Annotated in this window: 13 protein-coding genes; 4 read left to right on the plus strand and 9 right to left on the minus strand. The window is 66.0% G+C overall.

The window, feature by feature from the left end; translation table 11 throughout:
• Positions 1-156: 156 nt before the first annotated feature.
• The 4 genes from ABH900_RS12210 to ABH900_RS12225 all read right to left on the minus strand — a co-directional run bounded on the left by ABH900_RS12210 (position 157) and on the right by ABH900_RS12225 (position 7,001).
• Complete coding sequence (locus tag ABH900_RS12210) at positions 157-2,121, minus strand: M2 family metallopeptidase (RefSeq protein ID WP_429623136.1); 1,965 nt, start codon at positions 2,119-2,121, stop codon at positions 157-159.
• A 666-nt stretch (positions 2,122-2,787) separates the two neighbouring features.
• Positions 2,788-4,437 (minus strand): phosphoethanolamine transferase, encoded by a 1,650-nt coding sequence (locus ABH900_RS12215; RefSeq protein ID WP_429623138.1) that lies wholly within the window; start codon positions 4,435-4,437, stop codon positions 2,788-2,790.
• Positions 4,434-5,186 (minus strand): phosphatase PAP2 family protein, encoded by a 753-nt coding sequence (locus ABH900_RS12220; protein ID WP_429623140.1) that lies wholly within the window; start codon positions 5,184-5,186, stop codon positions 4,434-4,436. Before ABH900_RS12220 ends, ABH900_RS12215 begins: the two co-directional genes overlap by 4 nt.
• A 111-nt stretch (positions 5,187-5,297) precedes the next feature.
• Complete coding sequence (locus ABH900_RS12225) at positions 5,298-7,001, minus strand: ArnT family glycosyltransferase (protein ID WP_429623141.1); 1,704 nt, start codon at positions 6,999-7,001, stop codon at positions 5,298-5,300.
• Positions 7,002-7,132: 131 nt separating this feature from the next.
• On the opposite strand from ABH900_RS12225, the gene ABH900_RS12230 reads away from it, so the two are divergent.
• From ABH900_RS12230 to ABH900_RS12240, 3 genes are all read left to right on the plus strand, one after another.
• A complete protein-coding gene (locus tag ABH900_RS12230) occupies positions 7,133-7,846 on the plus strand; it encodes a response regulator transcription factor (RefSeq protein ID WP_429623142.1) in 714 nt (237 codons plus the stop codon).
• Positions 7,833-9,119: a sensor histidine kinase gene (locus tag ABH900_RS12235; protein ID WP_429623143.1), complete on the plus strand. Its 1,287-nt coding sequence runs from the start codon at positions 7,833-7,835 to the stop codon at positions 9,117-9,119. Before ABH900_RS12230 ends, ABH900_RS12235 begins: the two co-directional genes overlap by 14 nt.
• A gap of 120 nt (positions 9,120-9,239) precedes the next feature.
• Positions 9,240-10,490, plus strand: a complete 1,251-nt coding sequence (locus ABH900_RS12240) for a DUF819 domain-containing protein (RefSeq protein ID WP_429623145.1) — start codon at positions 9,240-9,242, stop codon at positions 10,488-10,490.
• A gap of 236 nt (positions 10,491-10,726) precedes the next feature.
• On the opposite strand, the gene ABH900_RS12245 is transcribed toward ABH900_RS12240, so the two are convergent.
• Positions 10,727-10,951 carry a YbdD/YjiX family protein gene (locus tag ABH900_RS12245; protein ID WP_005410613.1) on the minus strand — a complete coding sequence of 75 codons (225 nt, stop codon included), beginning with the start codon at positions 10,949-10,951 and terminating at the stop codon, positions 10,727-10,729.
• Positions 10,951-13,032: a carbon starvation CstA family protein gene (locus tag ABH900_RS12250; RefSeq protein ID WP_429623147.1), complete on the minus strand. Its 2,082-nt coding sequence runs from the start codon at positions 13,030-13,032 to the stop codon at positions 10,951-10,953. The genes ABH900_RS12245 and ABH900_RS12250 overlap by 1 nt, the downstream gene beginning before the upstream one ends.
• 215 nt (positions 13,033-13,247) lie before the next feature.
• Between ABH900_RS12250 and ABH900_RS12255 the strand changes: the two genes are divergently transcribed.
• Positions 13,248-14,099 carry a pirin family protein gene (locus ABH900_RS12255; protein WP_429623148.1) on the plus strand — a complete coding sequence of 284 codons (852 nt, stop codon included), beginning with the start codon at positions 13,248-13,250 and terminating at the stop codon, positions 14,097-14,099.
• Between the two features lie 119 nt (positions 14,100-14,218).
• Here the strand turns inward: ABH900_RS12255 and ABH900_RS12260 are convergent, their stop codons facing one another.
• The 3 genes from ABH900_RS12260 to ABH900_RS12270 form a co-directional block, all read right to left on the minus strand.
• Positions 14,219-14,677, minus strand: a complete 459-nt coding sequence (locus ABH900_RS12260) for a hypothetical protein (protein WP_429623149.1) — start codon at positions 14,675-14,677, stop codon at positions 14,219-14,221.
• Positions 14,678-14,873: 196 nt separating this feature from the next.
• Positions 14,874-15,593, minus strand: coding sequence for an aquaporin Z (gene aqpZ, locus ABH900_RS12265; protein WP_049443042.1), 720 nt, complete (start codon positions 15,591-15,593; stop codon positions 14,874-14,876).
• A gap of 121 nt (positions 15,594-15,714) precedes the next feature.
• Positions 15,715-16,578, minus strand: a complete 864-nt coding sequence (locus ABH900_RS12270; RefSeq protein ID WP_429623150.1) for a pirin family protein — start codon at positions 16,576-16,578, stop codon at positions 15,715-15,717.
• Positions 16,579-16,733 lie beyond the last annotated feature (155 nt).

The following is a 16,733-nucleotide window of genomic DNA, read 5'->3' on the forward strand; positions in this document are numbered from 1 at the left end:
ATCCTATAAACACTCCGTTTTTTCGCTCCGCCGCGCCCCCCCCCCCCCCCCCCCCCCCCCCCCCCCGCCCCCCGCGCCCCCCCCCCCCCCCCCCCGCCCCCCCCCCCCCCCGGCTCTACCGGAAAGGGGCGGACCCTCGCGGATCCGCCCCTTTTTTCATTTCGCCGTCGGGGCCGCGTTGGCCTGCCAGCCGCACATCTGGCCTTCGTTCTGCTGCTTCAGCCATTCGTTGACCGGAGTGAAGTACTCGATCATCGGGCCGGCATCGAGCTTGTCGGTACCGGTCAGCTCCTTCAGCGTGGCCTGCCACGGCTGGCTGGCACCCTTGCTCAGCATCGCCCAGTACTTCTGGCCGGCTTCCTTGTTGCCATAGAAGGTGCACTCGTGCAGCGGGCCCTTGTAGCCGGCTGCATCGCACAGGCCCTTGTAGAACTGGAACTGCAGGATGCGCGCCAGGAAGTAGCGGGTGTACGGGGTGTTGCCCGGCACGTGGTACTTGGCGCCCGGATCGAAGAACTCTTCGCCACGGGTGCTGGCCGGGGCCACGCCCTGGTACTTGGCCTTCAGGTCCCACCACGCCTTGTTGTAGTTGTCGGCGGTGATCGAACCGTCGAACACACCCCAGCGCCAGCGGTCGATCATCAGCCCGAACGGCAGGAACGACACGCCCGACAGCGCCATGCGCATCTGGTTGTTGATCACCGCTTCGCGGCTTTCGGACGGGGCGTCGACCAGGCCGATCGAGCTGAGGTACTTGGGCGTCATCGCCAGCACGATGGTGTCGCCGATCGCTTCGTGGAAGCCATCGTTGGCACCGCCCTGGAACAGCGGCGGCAGCGGGTTGTAGGCCAGGTCGTAATAGATGTGGCCCAGCTCGTGGTAGATGGTGGTGAAGTTCTCTTCGTTCGGCTTGATGCACATCTTGGTGCGCACATCGCCTTCCATGTTCATGTCCCAGGCGCTGGCGTGGCAGACCACGTCACGGTCATCGGGCTTGATGAACTGGGTCTTGTCCCAGTACGACTGCGGCAGCGACGGCATGCCCAGCGACACGTAGAAGTCCTGTGCACGCTCGGTCATCTGCTTGGCGGTACGCAGTTCGGCCTCGCGCTGCGCCTTGTACTGCGCGGCGACGTTGGCGTCCTTGCCGGCCTTGGCCAGCGCGGCGCTCAGGTTGGTCTGGTACTGCTTTTCAAGCGCGGCGGTGATGTCCAGGCTGCCGGCACCCGGGTACGGTTCCAGCTGGTCCCACAGGTTCGACCAGTCCTGTTGCCACATGTTGCCCAGCAGGTGCGCGGCGATCAGGCCGTTGCCCACTTCGGCCTTGTCCTTGCCGTAGGTCTTGTCCAGCTTGCCGCGTGCGTAGCAGTGCAGCTGCTCGTACATCGGCTTGACCTGCTCCCACAGGCGGTCGGTCTCCGGGCCGATCTGCTCCGGCGGCATGTCGTAGCCACTGCGCCACATCTGCCCGGCATCGGTGAAGCCCATGCCCTTGGCGCCTTCGTTCACCAGCCCGACGAACGTCTGGTAGTCGCCGCGCATGCTCTTGGTGGTGCTGTGCCAGCCCTGCCAGGCATCAAGCTGCTTGTCGTAGTCGCGGCTGCGCGCCAGTACCTGTTCCAGTTCGCCCAGCTGGCGGCAGGAGTTCGGATCGTTGGCATCGGTGCAGTACTTGCCGGCACCGTAGCTGCCTTCCATGCGGGTGGCGATCTGGGTCAGCTGGGCCAGCTTGGCCGGGTCGCGCGGTGCCGGCATCGAGGACATCAGCTTCAGCAGGTGGATCGCGCGCTTGCTGTCCTCGCTCATCGGCTTGCCATCGAACTTGGCGGCCTGCTCGATCCAGCTGTTGAGCTGGGTCAGCGAGCGCTCGTTGGCCTTGGCCGCGATGCGTTCCGAATCACTGTTGATGTAGGTGGAGGACAGCCACTGTGCCGAGGTCATCTCCGGGTAGGCGGCCTTGAATTCGGCATTGATGCGGGCCACGAACTGGTCGGCGGTTTCGCCGGCCGGCGCGCTGCTGCTGGCGGTATCGGTGCCTGGGGCAGCTTCCTTCTTGCAGGCGGCCAGGGCCAGCGTGGCGACGGCGATTGCCGAGGCCAGCAGGAGATGACGATGTTTCACGGGCGGTCCTTGGGTGGTGAACGACGGCCGAAGGCTAGTGGGCAGTCGCTGTCACCGCAAGTGGCGGAAGTCGGCCGGGCGGCGCCCGGCACCCGCAGAAGCCGGAGCACAAGCAACAGCAACAGCGGGCTATCCGTGGGATGGCGGGGCGGTGCCGGAGTGCGGGGACGCCGCAAGTACGTCCCTGTAGGCTTGGCAGCCGCATCCATGCGGCTGACACCCCGCACTCCGACACCGCCCCACCTCTGACAGTTTCCCGCGATCTGCGGTAGATCCACGCCATGCGTGGATGAAATCTGCCAGGTATCGACAATCAAAATGGGGTCGGATCCGTTTTCCTGCGGAAAACGGATCCGACCCCAAGTTCGTTCCAACAGATCGCGGAGAACTATCGAAGGCGGGGTGGGTCCGGTGGCGGGAGTGTCCGCGGCATGGATGCCGCGGCCAAGCCCCCATGGGTGAGGGCGCTTTGCTTGCGAAGCACTGCTTCGCAAGCGCCCGAACGCACAGCCGCCAGCGGCTGGGCCGGACCGCGGAGCGGGGTTTACGGCGTCTCCCGCCACCGGACCCACCCCGCCTACCCACAGGAAACCCGCTTTTGCTGTTGCTTCGGCTGTTGCTGTTGCCTGCAGCAGGTGCAGGGCTGCAAGCCCTGCTGAACAACCCTCAACCCTCGCAGTTGGCGAACACGTCGCGGTCGCGCTCGTACAGCGCCGTCTTCACCTGCATCAGGCCCAGCACCGACGGGAACAGGTTGTCGTGGTCGGCATAAGCCGCCGAACGCTTGCGCACGCACTGCAGGTCCAGCCCACGATTGCTGGCGAAGCCCTGCGAGAACCACATCGTCATCGGCACCCGGGTCTGTTCGGCCGGGGCGATGGCGTAGGGCACGCCATGCAGGAACAGGCCCTTCTCGCCCAGCGACTCGCCGTGGTCGGACAGGTAGATCATCGCGGTGTCGTAATCCTGCATCCCCTGCAGCGCGCCGATGGTCTTGGTCAGGAAGTGATCGGTGTACAGCACGGCGTTGTCGTAGCTGTTGGTGATCTCCTCGCGCGTGCAGCGGCCGATGTCACGGGTGTCGCAGGTCGGGGTGAAGCGGCGGAAGGCGGGCGGATAGCGCTCGAAATAGGCGGGGCCATGGTTGCCCAGCTGGTGCAGCACCACCACCCGGTCGCCAGGCTTCGCACGCACCTGGGTGGCCAGGTCTTGCAGCAGGATCTCGTCCATGCAGCGGCCATCGGCACACAGCCCCGGCGTGGTCGCATCGGACAGCGACTGGAAGTCCAGGCCTTCGCACACGCCTTTGCAGCCGGACTGGTTGTCACGCCACAGCGGCGCGATGCCGGCGCGGTTCAGTACATGCAGCAACGACTGGTGCGCGCGGATCTTCTTCTCGTCGTAGTCGTGACGGCCCCACGGCGAGAACAGGCACGGCAGCGAAACCTCGGTGCTGGTGCCGCACGAATGCATGTCCGGGAAATTGATCACACTGGCCTGGGCCAGTTCCGGGGTGGTATTGCGGCCGCCGTTGAGACCCCAGTTCTGCGCACGCACGGTTTCACCCATGACGATCACCAGCAGGCGTGGCTTGCTGGTCGGCGCGCGCGGGGTGGCCTTGGCATCGGTACCGATCGGCAGCTTCGGCGCGCGCTGTACCGGGTTGTCACCACGCAGTGCACGAGGCAGGCCCAGCAGCACATTGGCCGGGGTGGCCAGGTAGCGCACTTCGCGCTGGTTGCGCATCAGTGCCGACACATCCTGGAACGAGATCAGCGCACCGCCGACCGCGGTCACCGCCGCCACCACCAGGAAACCCAAGCGCCACAGCAGGCTGCGGCCCCAGCTGCGGCGGCGCAGCTGCACGCGCCACAGCACCACCATCGGCAGCACCGCCAGCAGCAGTACCGGCCACAGCAGCGACACGGTCATCAGCTCGCGGCTTTCCTTGGGGTCGGTCGCCAGCACGTTGCGCAGCATGTCCGCATCCAGATAGATGTGGTAGCGGCTCATGTAATGCGCGGCGAACGCGGTCACCAGCAACAGCAGGCTGATCACCACCTTGGCGTTCCAGCGCCAGACCAGGATGCCCAGCAGTACGCCATGCGCACCCAGCAGCAACAGCAGCAGCGAAAGCGCGTAGCGCAGGCTGCCCGGATGGCTGGCCATCGCGTTGTGCCAGAACAGGCCATTGCCGGCCACCGCGAAGAACAGGCTGGTCAGCGCGATCAGTGCTTCGGTGGACAGCTGCGGCCGCCAGCGGCGAAGGCTCGCCAACGCGGGAAGGCGGGCGGGGCGTTGGACCGATGCACTCATGCGTTTGCCTCCTGGCGGTTGGGACGGTCCAGCTGACGGCGGATCAGGACATACAGGCCGAGCGAAAGCAACCAACATATCAACGCGGTCGCAATGTCATGCGAAACGAAGTGCGCGCCCCGCAGCTGTTGGCCGATGCCGAACACCAGGCCCGTGCCGAGGCCGATCCACAACCCGGCCCAGCGCCAGGACGGGCGCCACAGCAGGGCGAAGAAGTACAGGCACAGCCATGCATAACCTGCACTGGCATGGCCAGCCGGGAAGCAGGCCTGCGCGCGCATGCCGACAGGTCGCAGGGTGAACAGCCCGATGAAGGGTTGGTCGCCACCGTAGCGCAACAGGTCCCAGGGGCATTCCATCGGCACCAGCGCCTTCAGCAGTGAGATCACGCCGGTGCCCAGTGCCATGGCAATCACGACATACAGCAGCGCCCAGCGCAGTGTGCGGTCACGCCCTTTGCGCCAGTGATGGAAGCACAGCAGGATCACCATCAACGCCGCGGCCGTGCTCAGCCATTTGCCCGCCTTGTGCACCACGGTGCGGGTGATCCAGGCGTCCTGCAACGCCCAATGACCGCCTTCCAGGCGGAACAGATGGTCGGCAACCCATTGATCGCCGCCGAAACCCATCAGCAGCGTAAACAGGGGCAGACCGATTGCGACAGGCAGCCAGAGGTGAGTTACGGCAAATCTTGACGCCAATGGCGATGTCGCGAGCGGCGCTACCGAATCAATGGGACGGACGGGCATGCTGGAAGAGGGCGGTTCGGGAATCCGCAGTCATGCTCGTCACCTGTATGTCGGAGAAGGGTCGGACGCTCGTTCGCGTCCGGTTAATGATTGCCCGGAACGTGTCAACGTTCAGTCTTCTTCGGCGGTCGAGCCAGTCCGTTCGGCATGGCACTGCGGGTCCCAGGCAGTACCGGGAAGCAGTTGCCAACGATTGCGATTCGCAACACCGATGTCGATCACCTTGGCCGGATCCACGCACGGGCTCATCGCATCGTCCAGCACCAGCAGCCAGCGCTTTTCCGGCGCCTCTGCCAGCCACGGGCCGGCGTCATGCCATTGCTCGGCCCAGGGCCGCTTGAAGCCGAACTCGCGCACCGGGCGGTCGGCCTGCAGCAGGTTCTGTTCGCGCCAGGCGACCAACGCCAGCTCCGCATCCGGGCCGATCCGTGCCCCCACCCGGCGCATCAGCGCCGACGCCGACGCATAGGGGTCCAGTGCCGGGATCAGCACCAGGCCGTAGAGCATCCACAGCATGCCGTGGGTCAGCAGCACCAGCGTTGCGGCACGGCGTACCCGCAGCCACACGATCAGCGTGGCCAGGGCGATGGCAAAGGTCAACAGGCCATCGCCGAGCACCGGCAGCAGCGTATCGGGCATCGCCCGACGTTCCAGTTGTGCCACGGCCCACGGGTGCTCGGTCATCAGCATCACGCCGAGCACGCCGGTGGCCAGCATCAGCACCACGCTGTAGCCGAACAGGTAGCGGCGCACGCACAGGCGGCGCAGCAGGCCCGGCAACAGGGGGGCTACCGCCAGCGCCATCGCCGGCAGCATCGGCAGCACGTAGACCTCGCGCTTGCCCGGGCTGGCGCTGAAGAACACCAGCACCAGCACGGCCCAGCCCAGCAGCAGCCACTGGCGGCGGTCGCCACGGCGCAGGCGGCGCCACCACGGCTTGAACAGCATCGGCAGCAGCAGGCTGCCCGGCAGCCAGAGGGTCAGGATCACCTGCAGGTAGTACCAGACCGGTTGGCGGTGGTGCCAGGCATTGGCATAGCGGGTGCCGGTCTGCTTGAACAGCAGTTCGTGGGCGTAGGACTGCAGGGCGGCGCTGGGCTCGTGCAGCAGCGCCCAGCACAGCGGCGCCAGCCACACGGCCACGCCCAGCAGGAAGGCCGGGATCAGCCACAGCAGCGTAGCCGGGTGCGGACCGTCCACGGTGTACCCACGACGGCGCTGATAGAGCCACCAGCCGAACCACGGCACCACCATCAGCAGCGGCAGGAAGCCCACGCCCTTGGTCACCGTGCCGACGCCGGCGGCGAAGCCGGCCAGCCACAGGGCGGGCAGGTTGCGGCGCTCGCACAGATGGCGCATCAGCCCCCACAGGGCCACGGTGGTCATGCCCACCAGCACCATGTCGATCTGCGCGCGCTTGGCCATCAGGCCGAACTGCAGGGTGCAGAACAGCGCGGCCAGGGCGTACAGGGAATGCCGGGGCGACCACAGCCGCCGGGCCAGGTCCGAGATCAGCCACAGACTGAGCAGGGCGCCCAGCAGCGAGGGCAGCAGGAACGACCACTGCCAGCTGCCCACCACTTCATAGGCGGCAGCCTGCAGCCACATGAAGACCGGCGGCTTTTCCGCGTAGAGCTCGACGCCGCGGTGTGGCAGCAGCCATTCCCCGCTTTCGACCATGGTGCGTGCGGCCAGCACGAAGCGCGGCTCATCGGGCGGTTGCGGCTGGCGCAGGCCGATACCGGCCGCCAGCGCAGCGATGATCAACAGCCACAACAGGGGCAGGCGCCAGCGGTGGGGCAGGGCTACGGGCACGGCAGGCTCCGGGAGCAAAACGGCCACTCTGAGGCGGCAACGGTAGGAAAGGCGTCGGAGCGGCCGCAGGGCGACCGCATTCCGACATGGTCGGCGCTACCATGGTACGAACTTCCGTGGATCTTTCGTGCATGCGTCTGTTGGTGATCGAGGACAACCGCCAGCTGGTGGCCAACCTGTTCGACTATTTCGAGTCGCGTGGGCACGTGCTCGACGTGGCCCCGGATGGCATCACCGGCCTGCACCTGGCCGGCAGCCACCCCTACGATGCGGTGATCCTGGACTGGATGCTGCCGCGCATGGAGGGGCCGGAGGTACTGCGCCGCCTGCGTGCCGAGCACGCCTCCGAAGTGCCGGTGATCATGCTGACCGCGCGTGACGAGCTGCCGGACAAGATTGCAGGCTTCCGCGCCGGTGCCGACGACTACCTGACCAAGCCATTTGCCCTGCCCGAGCTGGAAGTGCGACTGGAGGCGCTGCTGCTGCGTGCGCAGGGGCGTAATCCGCGCAAGCGCCTGCAGGTCGGTGACCTGGTGCTGGACCTGGCGACCCTGGAGGCCCAGCGCGGCAGCCAGGTGCTGCATCTGTACCCGGCCTGCCGCAAGCTGCTGGAAGTACTGATGCGCGCCAGCCCCGGCGCGGTCACCCGCCAGCAGCTGGAATTCGCCCTGTGGGGCGACGAGCCGCCGGATGGCGACCTGCTGCGCTCGCATGTCTACGAGCTGCGGCGCAGCGTCGATGGCCCGTTCGCCGACAAATTGATCCACACGCTGCCACGGGTGGGCTACCGTCTGGCGGTGACCACGGCCAGCGACGCGGGCAAGCATGATGATGAAGGCGCGTAAGCCGGGGCCGCTGTACCGGCGCGTGGTGTGGTGGTTGCTGGGCTACCTGGCCCTGCTGTCGATAGCGGTGTTCAGCGTCGGCAACTACGTGCACGAGCACGCCGAGCATGCGGCCTGGCGTGCGCTGCTCAATTCCGAACTGGACAGCATCGTCGAACATACCGAGCACGAGCCGCACTACCGCTGGCAGGACTCGGACACGCTCAGCCTGTTCCGTTTCGACGAAGGAAACATGCCCGAGAGCGTGCGCGCGCTGCATCCGGGGCTGCACGACGGGATACCGATCAAAGATCGGCAGACGGCGGTGATGGTGCGCGATACCGGCTCGATGGGGCGGGTGGCGCTGGCGCTGGACATCTCCGATTTCCATGACCTGGAACAGTTCGCCACACGCTGGGTGATGCTGGCCGGGGTGATCATGATCTTCGTCACCGTGCTGATGGCCTCCTTCGGCATGGAGCGCATGGTGCGCCCGTTGAGTCTGCTGGCCCAGCATATCGGTGCCCTGCGGCCAGGCGTTCAGGGCCAGCGGATCGATGTCGACCCGCGTGGCAGTTCCGAGCTGCACACCATCGCCAATGCACTGAACGACTATCTGGACCGCAACGAGCAGTTCGTCGAGCGTGAGCGGGTGTTCATCAGCACCGCCAGCCACGAACTGCGCACGCCGATCGCGGTGATGACCGGTGCCGCCGAGCTGGCGCTGGAGCAGCCGGGTCTGCCCGATCGCGCGCGCCAGCAGATGCAGCGGGTGCTGCGCACGGCACAGAGCGTGGAACAGTTGATCGAACTGCTCCTGGTGCTGGCCCGTGATCCGGCGCGGCTGGCCGCCCGTGCCGAGCGCATCGCGCTGGATCAGCTGCTGCCCGAGATCGTCGACGACCATCGCCACCTGCTGGGCGACAAGGACCTGAGCATCGGTATCCAGGCCGCACCGGTGGACATAGTCGCGCCGTTGGCGGTGGTGCAGGCGGCGATCGGCAACCTGCTGCGCAACGCCATCGAGAACAGTGGGCGTGGCCATATCGAGCTGCAGCTGAGCGCGTCGGCGGTGTTGACCCTGCAGGATCCGGGGCACGGCATGAGTCCGGAGGAAATCGCGGCGATCCATGCGCGCATGGCTCGCGGCGAGCGCGCCGATCGCGGTGGCGGCATCGGCCTGGACCTGATCGCGCGGCTGTGCGAACACCTGGGCTGGACCCTGCAGCTGCAGCCCTGCGAACCCCGCGGAACGCGTGCCACCCTGGACTTCGGCGCCTCGCGGCCCGCTTGACCGGTATTCCGACCGGCTCCGCGCTGCGGCATGACCCGGCGTGAAGACAATGTTAATCTCGAACTGCGCCGCTTTATGCGGCGCTTTTTTTTCCCGTTCATTCGATCGACAGAGGATCCCATGCCGACCGAACCCGCTACTGCCCTGATCAGCAACGACATCGTTGGACTGGGCCTGATCGCCGCCACCCTGGCCCTGATTTTCTGGGCTGCCAGTGGTCCGACCCCGCTGCTGAAGAAGATCTTCGCCTGGGTACCGGCCCTGCTGCTGTGCTACTTCATCCCTGCCATCTACAACACCGCCGGCGTCATCGATGGCCACAACACCTCGCTGTACAACCCGGTCGCGCGCGATGTGCTGCTGCCGGCCGCGCTGGTCCTGCTGACCCTGTCGATCGACCTGAAAGGCATCGCCAAGCTCGGCCCAAAACTGTTGATCGTGTTCTGCGCCGGCACCGCCGGCATCATGCTCGGGGCCATCGTCTCGTTCCAGCTGATGAAGCTGATCCACCCGGAAACCGTGGCTGGTGATACCTGGGCCGGCATGGCCGCATTGGCCGGCAGCTGGATCGGCGGCGGCGCCAACATGGTCGCCATGCGCGAGGTGTTCGGCACCGATGCCACCACCTTCGGCCAGTTCGCGGTGGTCGACGTGGCCTGCGCCAGCCTGTGGATGGCGATCCTGCTGTTCCTGGCCAACCGCGCGCAGCAGATCGACACCCGCAACGGTGCCGATACCCGCGCCATCGACGAGATGAAGGCGCGCATCAGTGCCTACGAGGCACAGAACGCCCGTATCCCCAGCATGACCGACCTGATGGTGATTGTCGGCGTGGCACTGGGGGGCGTCGGCCTGGCCCACGCCATCGCCGCGCCGCTGTCGGGCTGGTTCAAGGCCAACGTCAGCTGGGCCAGCCAGTTCAGCCTCGACAGCCAGTTCGTGTGGGTGATCCTGCTGTCCACCGCAATGGGCCTGGGCCTGAGCTTCACCCGTGCACGCCGGCTGGAAGCGGCCGGCGCATCGCGGCTCGGTACGGTGTTCCTGTACTTCCTGATTGCCTGCATTGGCATGCAGATGAACCTGCTGTCGCTGCTGGATCGGCCGTGGCTGTTCCTGCTGGGGGCGATCTGGATGGCCACGCACGTGCTGGTGCTGTGGATCGTCGCCAAGCTGGTACGAGCGCCGCTGTTCTTCTTCGCGATCGGTTCGCAGGGCAACATCGGTGCAGCCGCTTCAGCACCGGTGGTGGCGGCGGCATTCCACCCGACGCTGGCGCCGGTGGGCGTGCTGCTGGGCACGGTGGGCTATGCCACCGGTACCGGGTTGGCCTATGTCACTGGCCTGATCCTGAAGTGGATGGCCACCGGGTAGATCCACGCCATGCGTGGATGAATTTCATCGGTGCCTGACAGATTTCATCCACGCATGGCGTGGATCTACTGAACGCCACCAGAAATCTGTCAAAGGTCGGATCGCGGCGTCCCCGCATTCCGACACCACCCCGCCAAGCAGACAGAAGGCCAGGGCCTAGGCTCTGGCCGTTGCGGTTGCGGTTGCGGTTGCTTCTGCGGGCGCCGGGCCGCAAGCCCGGCACCCGCACCATCGCCTCAACAGCAGCGACCGCCGTTGCGACCGCCATAGCGCGCTTCCTGCCGTTCGCGGAAGAACGTCTTGTAGTCCATCGGCTCCTGGTCCGGATGCTTCTCCAGCATGTGCCGGACGTAATTGTCGTAATCAGGAATGCCACAGCACAGCCGTGCGGTCTGCACCAGGCGCCGCCAGATGCGGCGATGTGCCTGGTACTGGCCGGCCGGAACGAGTTGCGTGCTCATCACAGGTCCACCATTTCATGCGGCTTCAGCGCCACGTAGGGGGTCTCGCGGTCGCTGCGCTGCGGATTGCGGCGTGCCGCCAGGATGGTCTTGATCGAATACACCAGTACCGCACCCACCACCAGCAGGAACAGCGTGGTCAGGCCGGTGTTGACGTAGGCATTGACCACGATCTGCTTCATCTGCGCCACCGACTTGGCCGGCGCGGTGATCGTGTCGCTGGCAAGGGCGGCCTGGAACTTGTGCGCCTGTGCCAGGAAGCCCTGAGCCGGATTGCTGTCGAAGATCTTGATGAAGCCGGCATAGGTGGTGCAGATCAGCAGCCACACGGCCGGTACGGCGGTCACCCATGCGTAGCGGTCACGCTTCATCTTGAACAGCACCACCGTGCCCAGCATCAGCGCGATGCCAGCCAGCATCTGGTTGGAGATGCCGAACAGCGGCCACAACGTCTGGATGCCGCCGAACGGATCGACCACGCCGGTGTACAGCAGGTAGCCCCACAACGCCACGCAGCCGGCGGTTGCGATGATGTTGGCGGTCCACGATTCGGTCTTCTTCAGCGCCGGCACGAAGTTGCCGAGCAGGTCCTGCAGCATGAAGCGGCCCGCGCGGGTGCCGGCGTCCACCGCGGTCAGGATGAACAGCGCTTCGAACAGGATTGCGAAGTGGTACCAGAACGCCATCATCGCGTCGCTGCCACTGGGAATCGCTTCATGCAGGATCTGTGCGATGCCCACCGCCAGCGTCGGCGCGCCACCTGCACGATGCAGGATGGTCGGTTCACCGATCGCCGCCGCAGTCGCAGTCAGCTGCTCGGGGGTGATGGTGAAGCCCCAGGTGTTGGTGATGTAGTGCGCTGCCGATGCGGCATCGGCACCGATCACGGCGGCCGGGCTGTTCATCGCGAAGTAGATGCCCGGATCGATGATCGAGGCCGCCACCAGCGCCATGACCGCCACGAACGATTCCATCAGCATGCCGCCGTAGCCGATGTAGCGCATGTGCGCTTCATTGGCCAGCAGCTTCGGCGTGGTGCCGGAGGAAATCAGCGCGTGGAAGCCGGATACCGCGCCGCAGGCGATGGTGATGAACAGGAACGGGAACATCCCGCCCTTCCACACCGGGCCATCACCGCTGGCGGCAAACTGGGTCAGCGCCGGCATCTTCAGTTCCGGCATCACCACCAGGATGCCGATCGCCAGCGCGATGATGGTGCCGATCTTGAGGAAGGTCGACAGGTAGTCACGGGGTGCCAGCAGCAGCCACACCGGCAGCACCGAAGCGACGAAGCCGTAGCCGATCAGCATCCAGGTGATCTGGGTGCCGGTGAAGGTGAATGCCGGGCCCCACACCGGATCGGCGGCGACCCTGCCGCCGTACCAGATCGCGGCCAGCAGCAGGATCAGGCCGACCACCGAGATCTCGCCGATCTTGCCGGGCCGGATGTAGCGCATGTACACGCCCATCAGGATCGCGATGGGCATCGTCGCGATCACCGTGAACATGCCCCACGGGCTTTCCGCCAGCGCCTTGACCACCACCATCGCCAGCACCGCCAGGATGATGATCATGATCAGGAACGCACCGAACAACGCGATGGTGCCGGGCACCTGGCCCATTTCCTCGCGCACCAGGTCACCCAGCGAACGGCCGTTGCGGCGGCTGGACAGGAACAGGACCACGAAGTCCTGTACCGCGCCGGCCAGCACCACGCCCACCACCAGCCACAGCAGGCCGGGCAGGTAACCCATCTGCGCGGCCAGCACCGGGCCGACCAGCGGGCCGGCGCCGGCGATGGCGGCGAAGTGGTGGCCGAACAGCACGTGCTTGTTGGTCGGCACGTAATCCAGACCATCGTTGTTGATCACCGCGGGGGTGGCCCGGGTCGGATCCAGCTGCATCACCTTGTTGGCGATGAACAGGCTGTAGAAACGGTAAGCGACCAGGTACAGCGAAACCGCAGCGACGACGATCCACAGCGCGTTGATGTGCTCGCCGCGGCGCAACGCCACGGTACCCAGACAGAACGCGCCGAGCAGGGCGAGTGCTGCCCAGCCTATTTTGGAAAACCCTTTCATGAGGTGCTCTCTCCCGGAAAGACAGTCAAAGAGTCCCGCGTGCCCTCGACAGGGTCAATTGGCACAGGACGAATCGGCGGTAGTACTTTGGTCGTACAGCCGTTGTGCTGACGTGCAGCGAACATCAGGGATGGAACAATCGGTTGCGACGCCGTCCATTGGCGTGCGGCCGTGTGGCGTCCATCTTCAGTGGCATCCATCCAACAGGAGTCGCCATGAGCTTTCCCGAACCGGTCCGCGTACTGCGGACCATCCGTGGCATGCCCACCTCCGACGGTGCCGGCGTGCGCCTGACCCGGGTCATCGGCGGCCCGACATTGCCCGACCTGGACCCGTTCCTGCTGCTCGATGAATTCGGTACCGACCGCGCCGAGGACTACATCGCCGGCTTCCCGGAGCATCCGCATCGCGGTTTCGAGACCGTCACCTACATGCTCGACGGCCGCATGAGGCATCGCGACAACCACGGCAACGAGGGCCTGCTGACCCCGGGCAGCGTGCAGTGGATGACCGCTGGCCGTGGCCTGGTGCATTCGGAGATGCCCGAGCAGGAAAGCGGGCAGATGCGTGGTTTCCAGCTGTGGGTGAACCTGCCGGCGAAGGAGAAGATGACCGACCCGAAATACCAGGAATTCGCGCCAGAGCGGATTCCGGTGGTGCAGCCCGAAGACGGTGTGCAGGTGAAGGTGATCGCCGGCACGGTGGACGGCACCCGCGGGCCGATCGTGCAACCAGCCACTGAGCCGCTCTACCTGGACATCACGCTGGCACCGGACCGCGCCTGGACCTACGCGTTGCCGGAAGGCCACAACGCCTTTGCCTACGTGTTCGAGGGAGCGCTGACGGTGGGCGAGCAGGATGCCGCGCGCGATGTGGCCCGCCAGGAACTGGCGGTGCTGGGAGGGGGCGGGCAGCTGCACGTCTCGGCCGGCAGCGAAGGCGCGCGGCTGATCCTGGTCGCGGGTCGCCCGTTGAACGAACCGGTGATGCGGCACGGCCCGTTCGTGATGAACACCCGCCAGGAACTGATGCAGGCCTTCGTCGATTTCCAGGAAGGCAGGTTCTGAGGGGGAGCGCCGGGCCATGCCCGGCGAAAGAAACCGGCAACGCCGCCGGGCCATGCCCGGCGTACGTCCCGCGCCTCGGATCCTGCGGGGATGCTGCCAGGCAGTCATCCCCATCATCGTCAGCGCCCGGCGGCCACGGCCGACGGCGTCAGGCTCATGCCCTGCGCCAGCTGCTGCAGCGAGCCCAGCTCCTGCGCGCTGTCCGGATACAGCGAAATCTGCGCGTAACGCCCTTTGTCGATCTTGACCACGCTGATGCGCCGTTCGGCGTAACCGGGCGGTTGCTGGCCGCCCAGGTCGGGCTGGTACCAGTACAGGGACTCACCACCGAAGCTGCCTTTTTCCTGGCGCAGCGACCGGCTCAACGGAATCGCCGGATCACGTGAACTGAGCAGCAGGCTCAGTACTTCGCGACCCTCTGCGGTGGCCGCGCGGCAGATCAGGAAGTCCGCCTGCACCTGTTGCTGCCACTGCAGGCCACTGCTGGCCGGCAACGAGGGGCATTCGGAAGGGGCCTGCGCGGCGGCCTGGGCCGCAGCAAACAGCAGGCTCGACAACAAAACAGGCGCGAACTTCATGCATCCCCCAAGGTGATGAGTGGTTTGGCTCCGCCAGCAGACCTGGCGACCACGGCATCCCATCCCCGGATGCCACCCCGTCAGGCATGTGCACGGACGGTCAACTCAACCTTAACGGAACGTGAGCAATCGCACAATTCGCGGTTACAGGCGTAACCATTGCGGCCGAGGGTCGACCGCAATGGTCACCGAGGGATCAGCGGTCGCTGCCGATCCACTTGTAGATGATGCCGCCGATCGCGCCGCCCAGCAGCGGGGCAACCCAGAACAACCACAGCTGGCTGACCGCACCACTGCCGGCGAAGAAGGCCACGGCGGTGGAGCGCGCCGGGTTCACCGAGGTGTTGGTGACCGGAATGCTGATCAGGTGGATCAGGGTCAGCGACAGGCCGATCGCCAGCGGAGCGAAGCCGGCCGGTGCCTTGCCGTGGGTGGAACCCATGATCACGATCAGGAACACCGCCGTCAGCACGACTTCGCACAGGAAGGCTGCCGCCACACTGTAGCCACCGGGCGACAGCGCGCCATAACCATTGCTGGCGAACGCACCGGCCTGGCTGCCATCGATGGCGAAGCCACTGGCACCTGAAGCGATCTGCAGCAGGATGAAGCCGGCTAGCAGGCCGCCAGCGACCTGCGCGATGATGTAAGGCACCAGATCCTTGGTCGGGAAACGGCCACCGGCCCACAGCCCAACGCTGACCGCCGGGTTGAAGTGCGCGCCGGAGATATGGCCGAACGCATAGGCGCCGGTCACCACGGTCAGGCCGAAGGCCAGGGCTACGCCAAGGAAACCGATACCCAGCGGATTGCCGTCGCCGCCGAACTTGGCGGCCAGCACCGCACTGCCACAGCCACCTAGAACCAGCCAGAACGTGCCGAGGAATTCGGCGGACAAGCGTTTACCCATGCTCATGTGTTGCACTCCTTTGACGGTCGAAAGTGTGATTTATGTCACATTTCAATGATCAGCGGGTGACAGTAGCGTCAACGCCGGGTGCAGGGATACACCTTCGGATGTGTGCAACACGCGATGTTCAGTACTGCGGCAGCGGGATGAATTCCTTGTCGTCGCCGGGAATGGTGCCGAAACGGCCGGCCTCCCAGTCATGCTTGGCCTGCTCAATGCGTTCCTTGGAGCTGGACACGAAGTTCCACCACAGGTGGCGCGGACCATCCAGCGGCTCACCGCCGAACAGCATCGCCTTTACCGGCGTCTTGGCCCGCAGGCGGCCCACTGCGCCGGCTTCGGGAATGATCAGATGCTGGGCGGGCACATCCACGCCATCCAGCTGTGCCTGGCCTTCGAGGATGTACAGCGCACGCTCGCGATGGCCGTCGTCGATATCGATCTCCGCATCCGGGTCCAGATCGATGGCCACGTTGAGCGTGTCGGCGAACACCTTCACCGGCGATTCCTCACCGTAGGCGCGGCCGGCGATCACCCGCAGCCACGCGCCGTTGCGGCGCTGTTCGGGCAGGGTAGCGGCGGCATGGTGGTAGAACGCCGGCTCGATTTCCTCATGCGACTTCGGCAGCGCCACCCAGGTCTGCATGCCGTGGATCGGGTTGTCATGATCGCGGTCCGGCTGCGGCGTCCGCTCGGAATGGGCAATGCCGCGGCCGGCGGTCATCCAGTTGACGTCACCGGGACGGATCACCTGGTCAGAACCCAGCGTGTCGCGGTGGCCGATGGCGCCCGACCACAGATAGGTGACCGTGGCCAGGCCGATATGCGGATGCGGTCGCACGTCGATGGCCGTGCCGGGGTGCATGAGTGCCGGGCCCATCTGGTCGACGAACACGAACGAACCGATGCTGCGCGCCTGCAGCGTAGGGACGGCGCGACGGACTTCGAGGCCGCCGATGTCGTGCACGCGCGGGGCGATGATGGTGGTCATGCGGGCGTTCTCGCTGGCAGGGATCAGGTGATCAGCATCGCATGCAGCTGTGACGGGGACATGCCCCGTATGGGTAACAGGTTGTTCCAGCCAACGGCGCAGCCCCTCGTGGCTGTGGGGTTGGTCGCTGAAGGCAGAAGCAAGATCAAAAGCCG

The sequence above is a fragment of the Stenotrophomonas sp. AN71 genome (assembly GCF_050435725.1).
Lineage (GTDB): Bacteria > Pseudomonadota > Gammaproteobacteria > Xanthomonadales > Xanthomonadaceae > Stenotrophomonas.

Coding starts and splice junctions, on each gene's coding strand:
- ABH900_RS12215 (WP_429623138.1), bottom strand. CDS start 4,437: ATGAGTGCATCGGTCCAACGCCCCGCCCGCCTTCCCGCGTTGGCGAGC.
- ABH900_RS12220 (WP_429623140.1), bottom strand. CDS start 5,186: ATGCCCGTCCGTCCCATTGATTCGGTAGCGCCGCTCGCGACATCGCCA.
- ABH900_RS12270 (WP_429623150.1), bottom strand. CDS start 16,578: ATGACCACCATCATCGCCCCGCGCGTGCACGACATCGGCGGCCTCGAA.
- ABH900_RS12250 (WP_429623147.1), bottom strand. CDS start 13,032: ATGAAAGGGTTTTCCAAAATAGGCTGGGCAGCACTCGCCCTGCTCGGC.
- ABH900_RS12260 (WP_429623149.1), bottom strand. CDS start 14,677: ATGAAGTTCGCGCCTGTTTTGTTGTCGAGCCTGCTGTTTGCTGCGGCC.
- ABH900_RS12235 (WP_429623143.1), top strand. CDS start 7,833: ATGAAGGCGCGTAAGCCGGGGCCGCTGTACCGGCGCGTGGTGTGGTGG.
- aqpZ (WP_049443042.1), bottom strand. CDS start 15,593: ATGAGCATGGGTAAACGCTTGTCCGCCGAATTCCTCGGCACGTTCTGG.
- ABH900_RS12245 (WP_005410613.1), bottom strand. CDS start 10,951: ATGAGCACGCAACTCGTTCCGGCCGGCCAGTACCAGGCACATCGCCGC.
- ABH900_RS12240 (WP_429623145.1), top strand. CDS start 9,240: ATGCCGACCGAACCCGCTACTGCCCTGATCAGCAACGACATCGTTGGA.
- ABH900_RS12255 (WP_429623148.1), top strand. CDS start 13,248: ATGAGCTTTCCCGAACCGGTCCGCGTACTGCGGACCATCCGTGGCATG.
- ABH900_RS12230 (WP_429623142.1), top strand. CDS start 7,133: ATGCGTCTGTTGGTGATCGAGGACAACCGCCAGCTGGTGGCCAACCTG.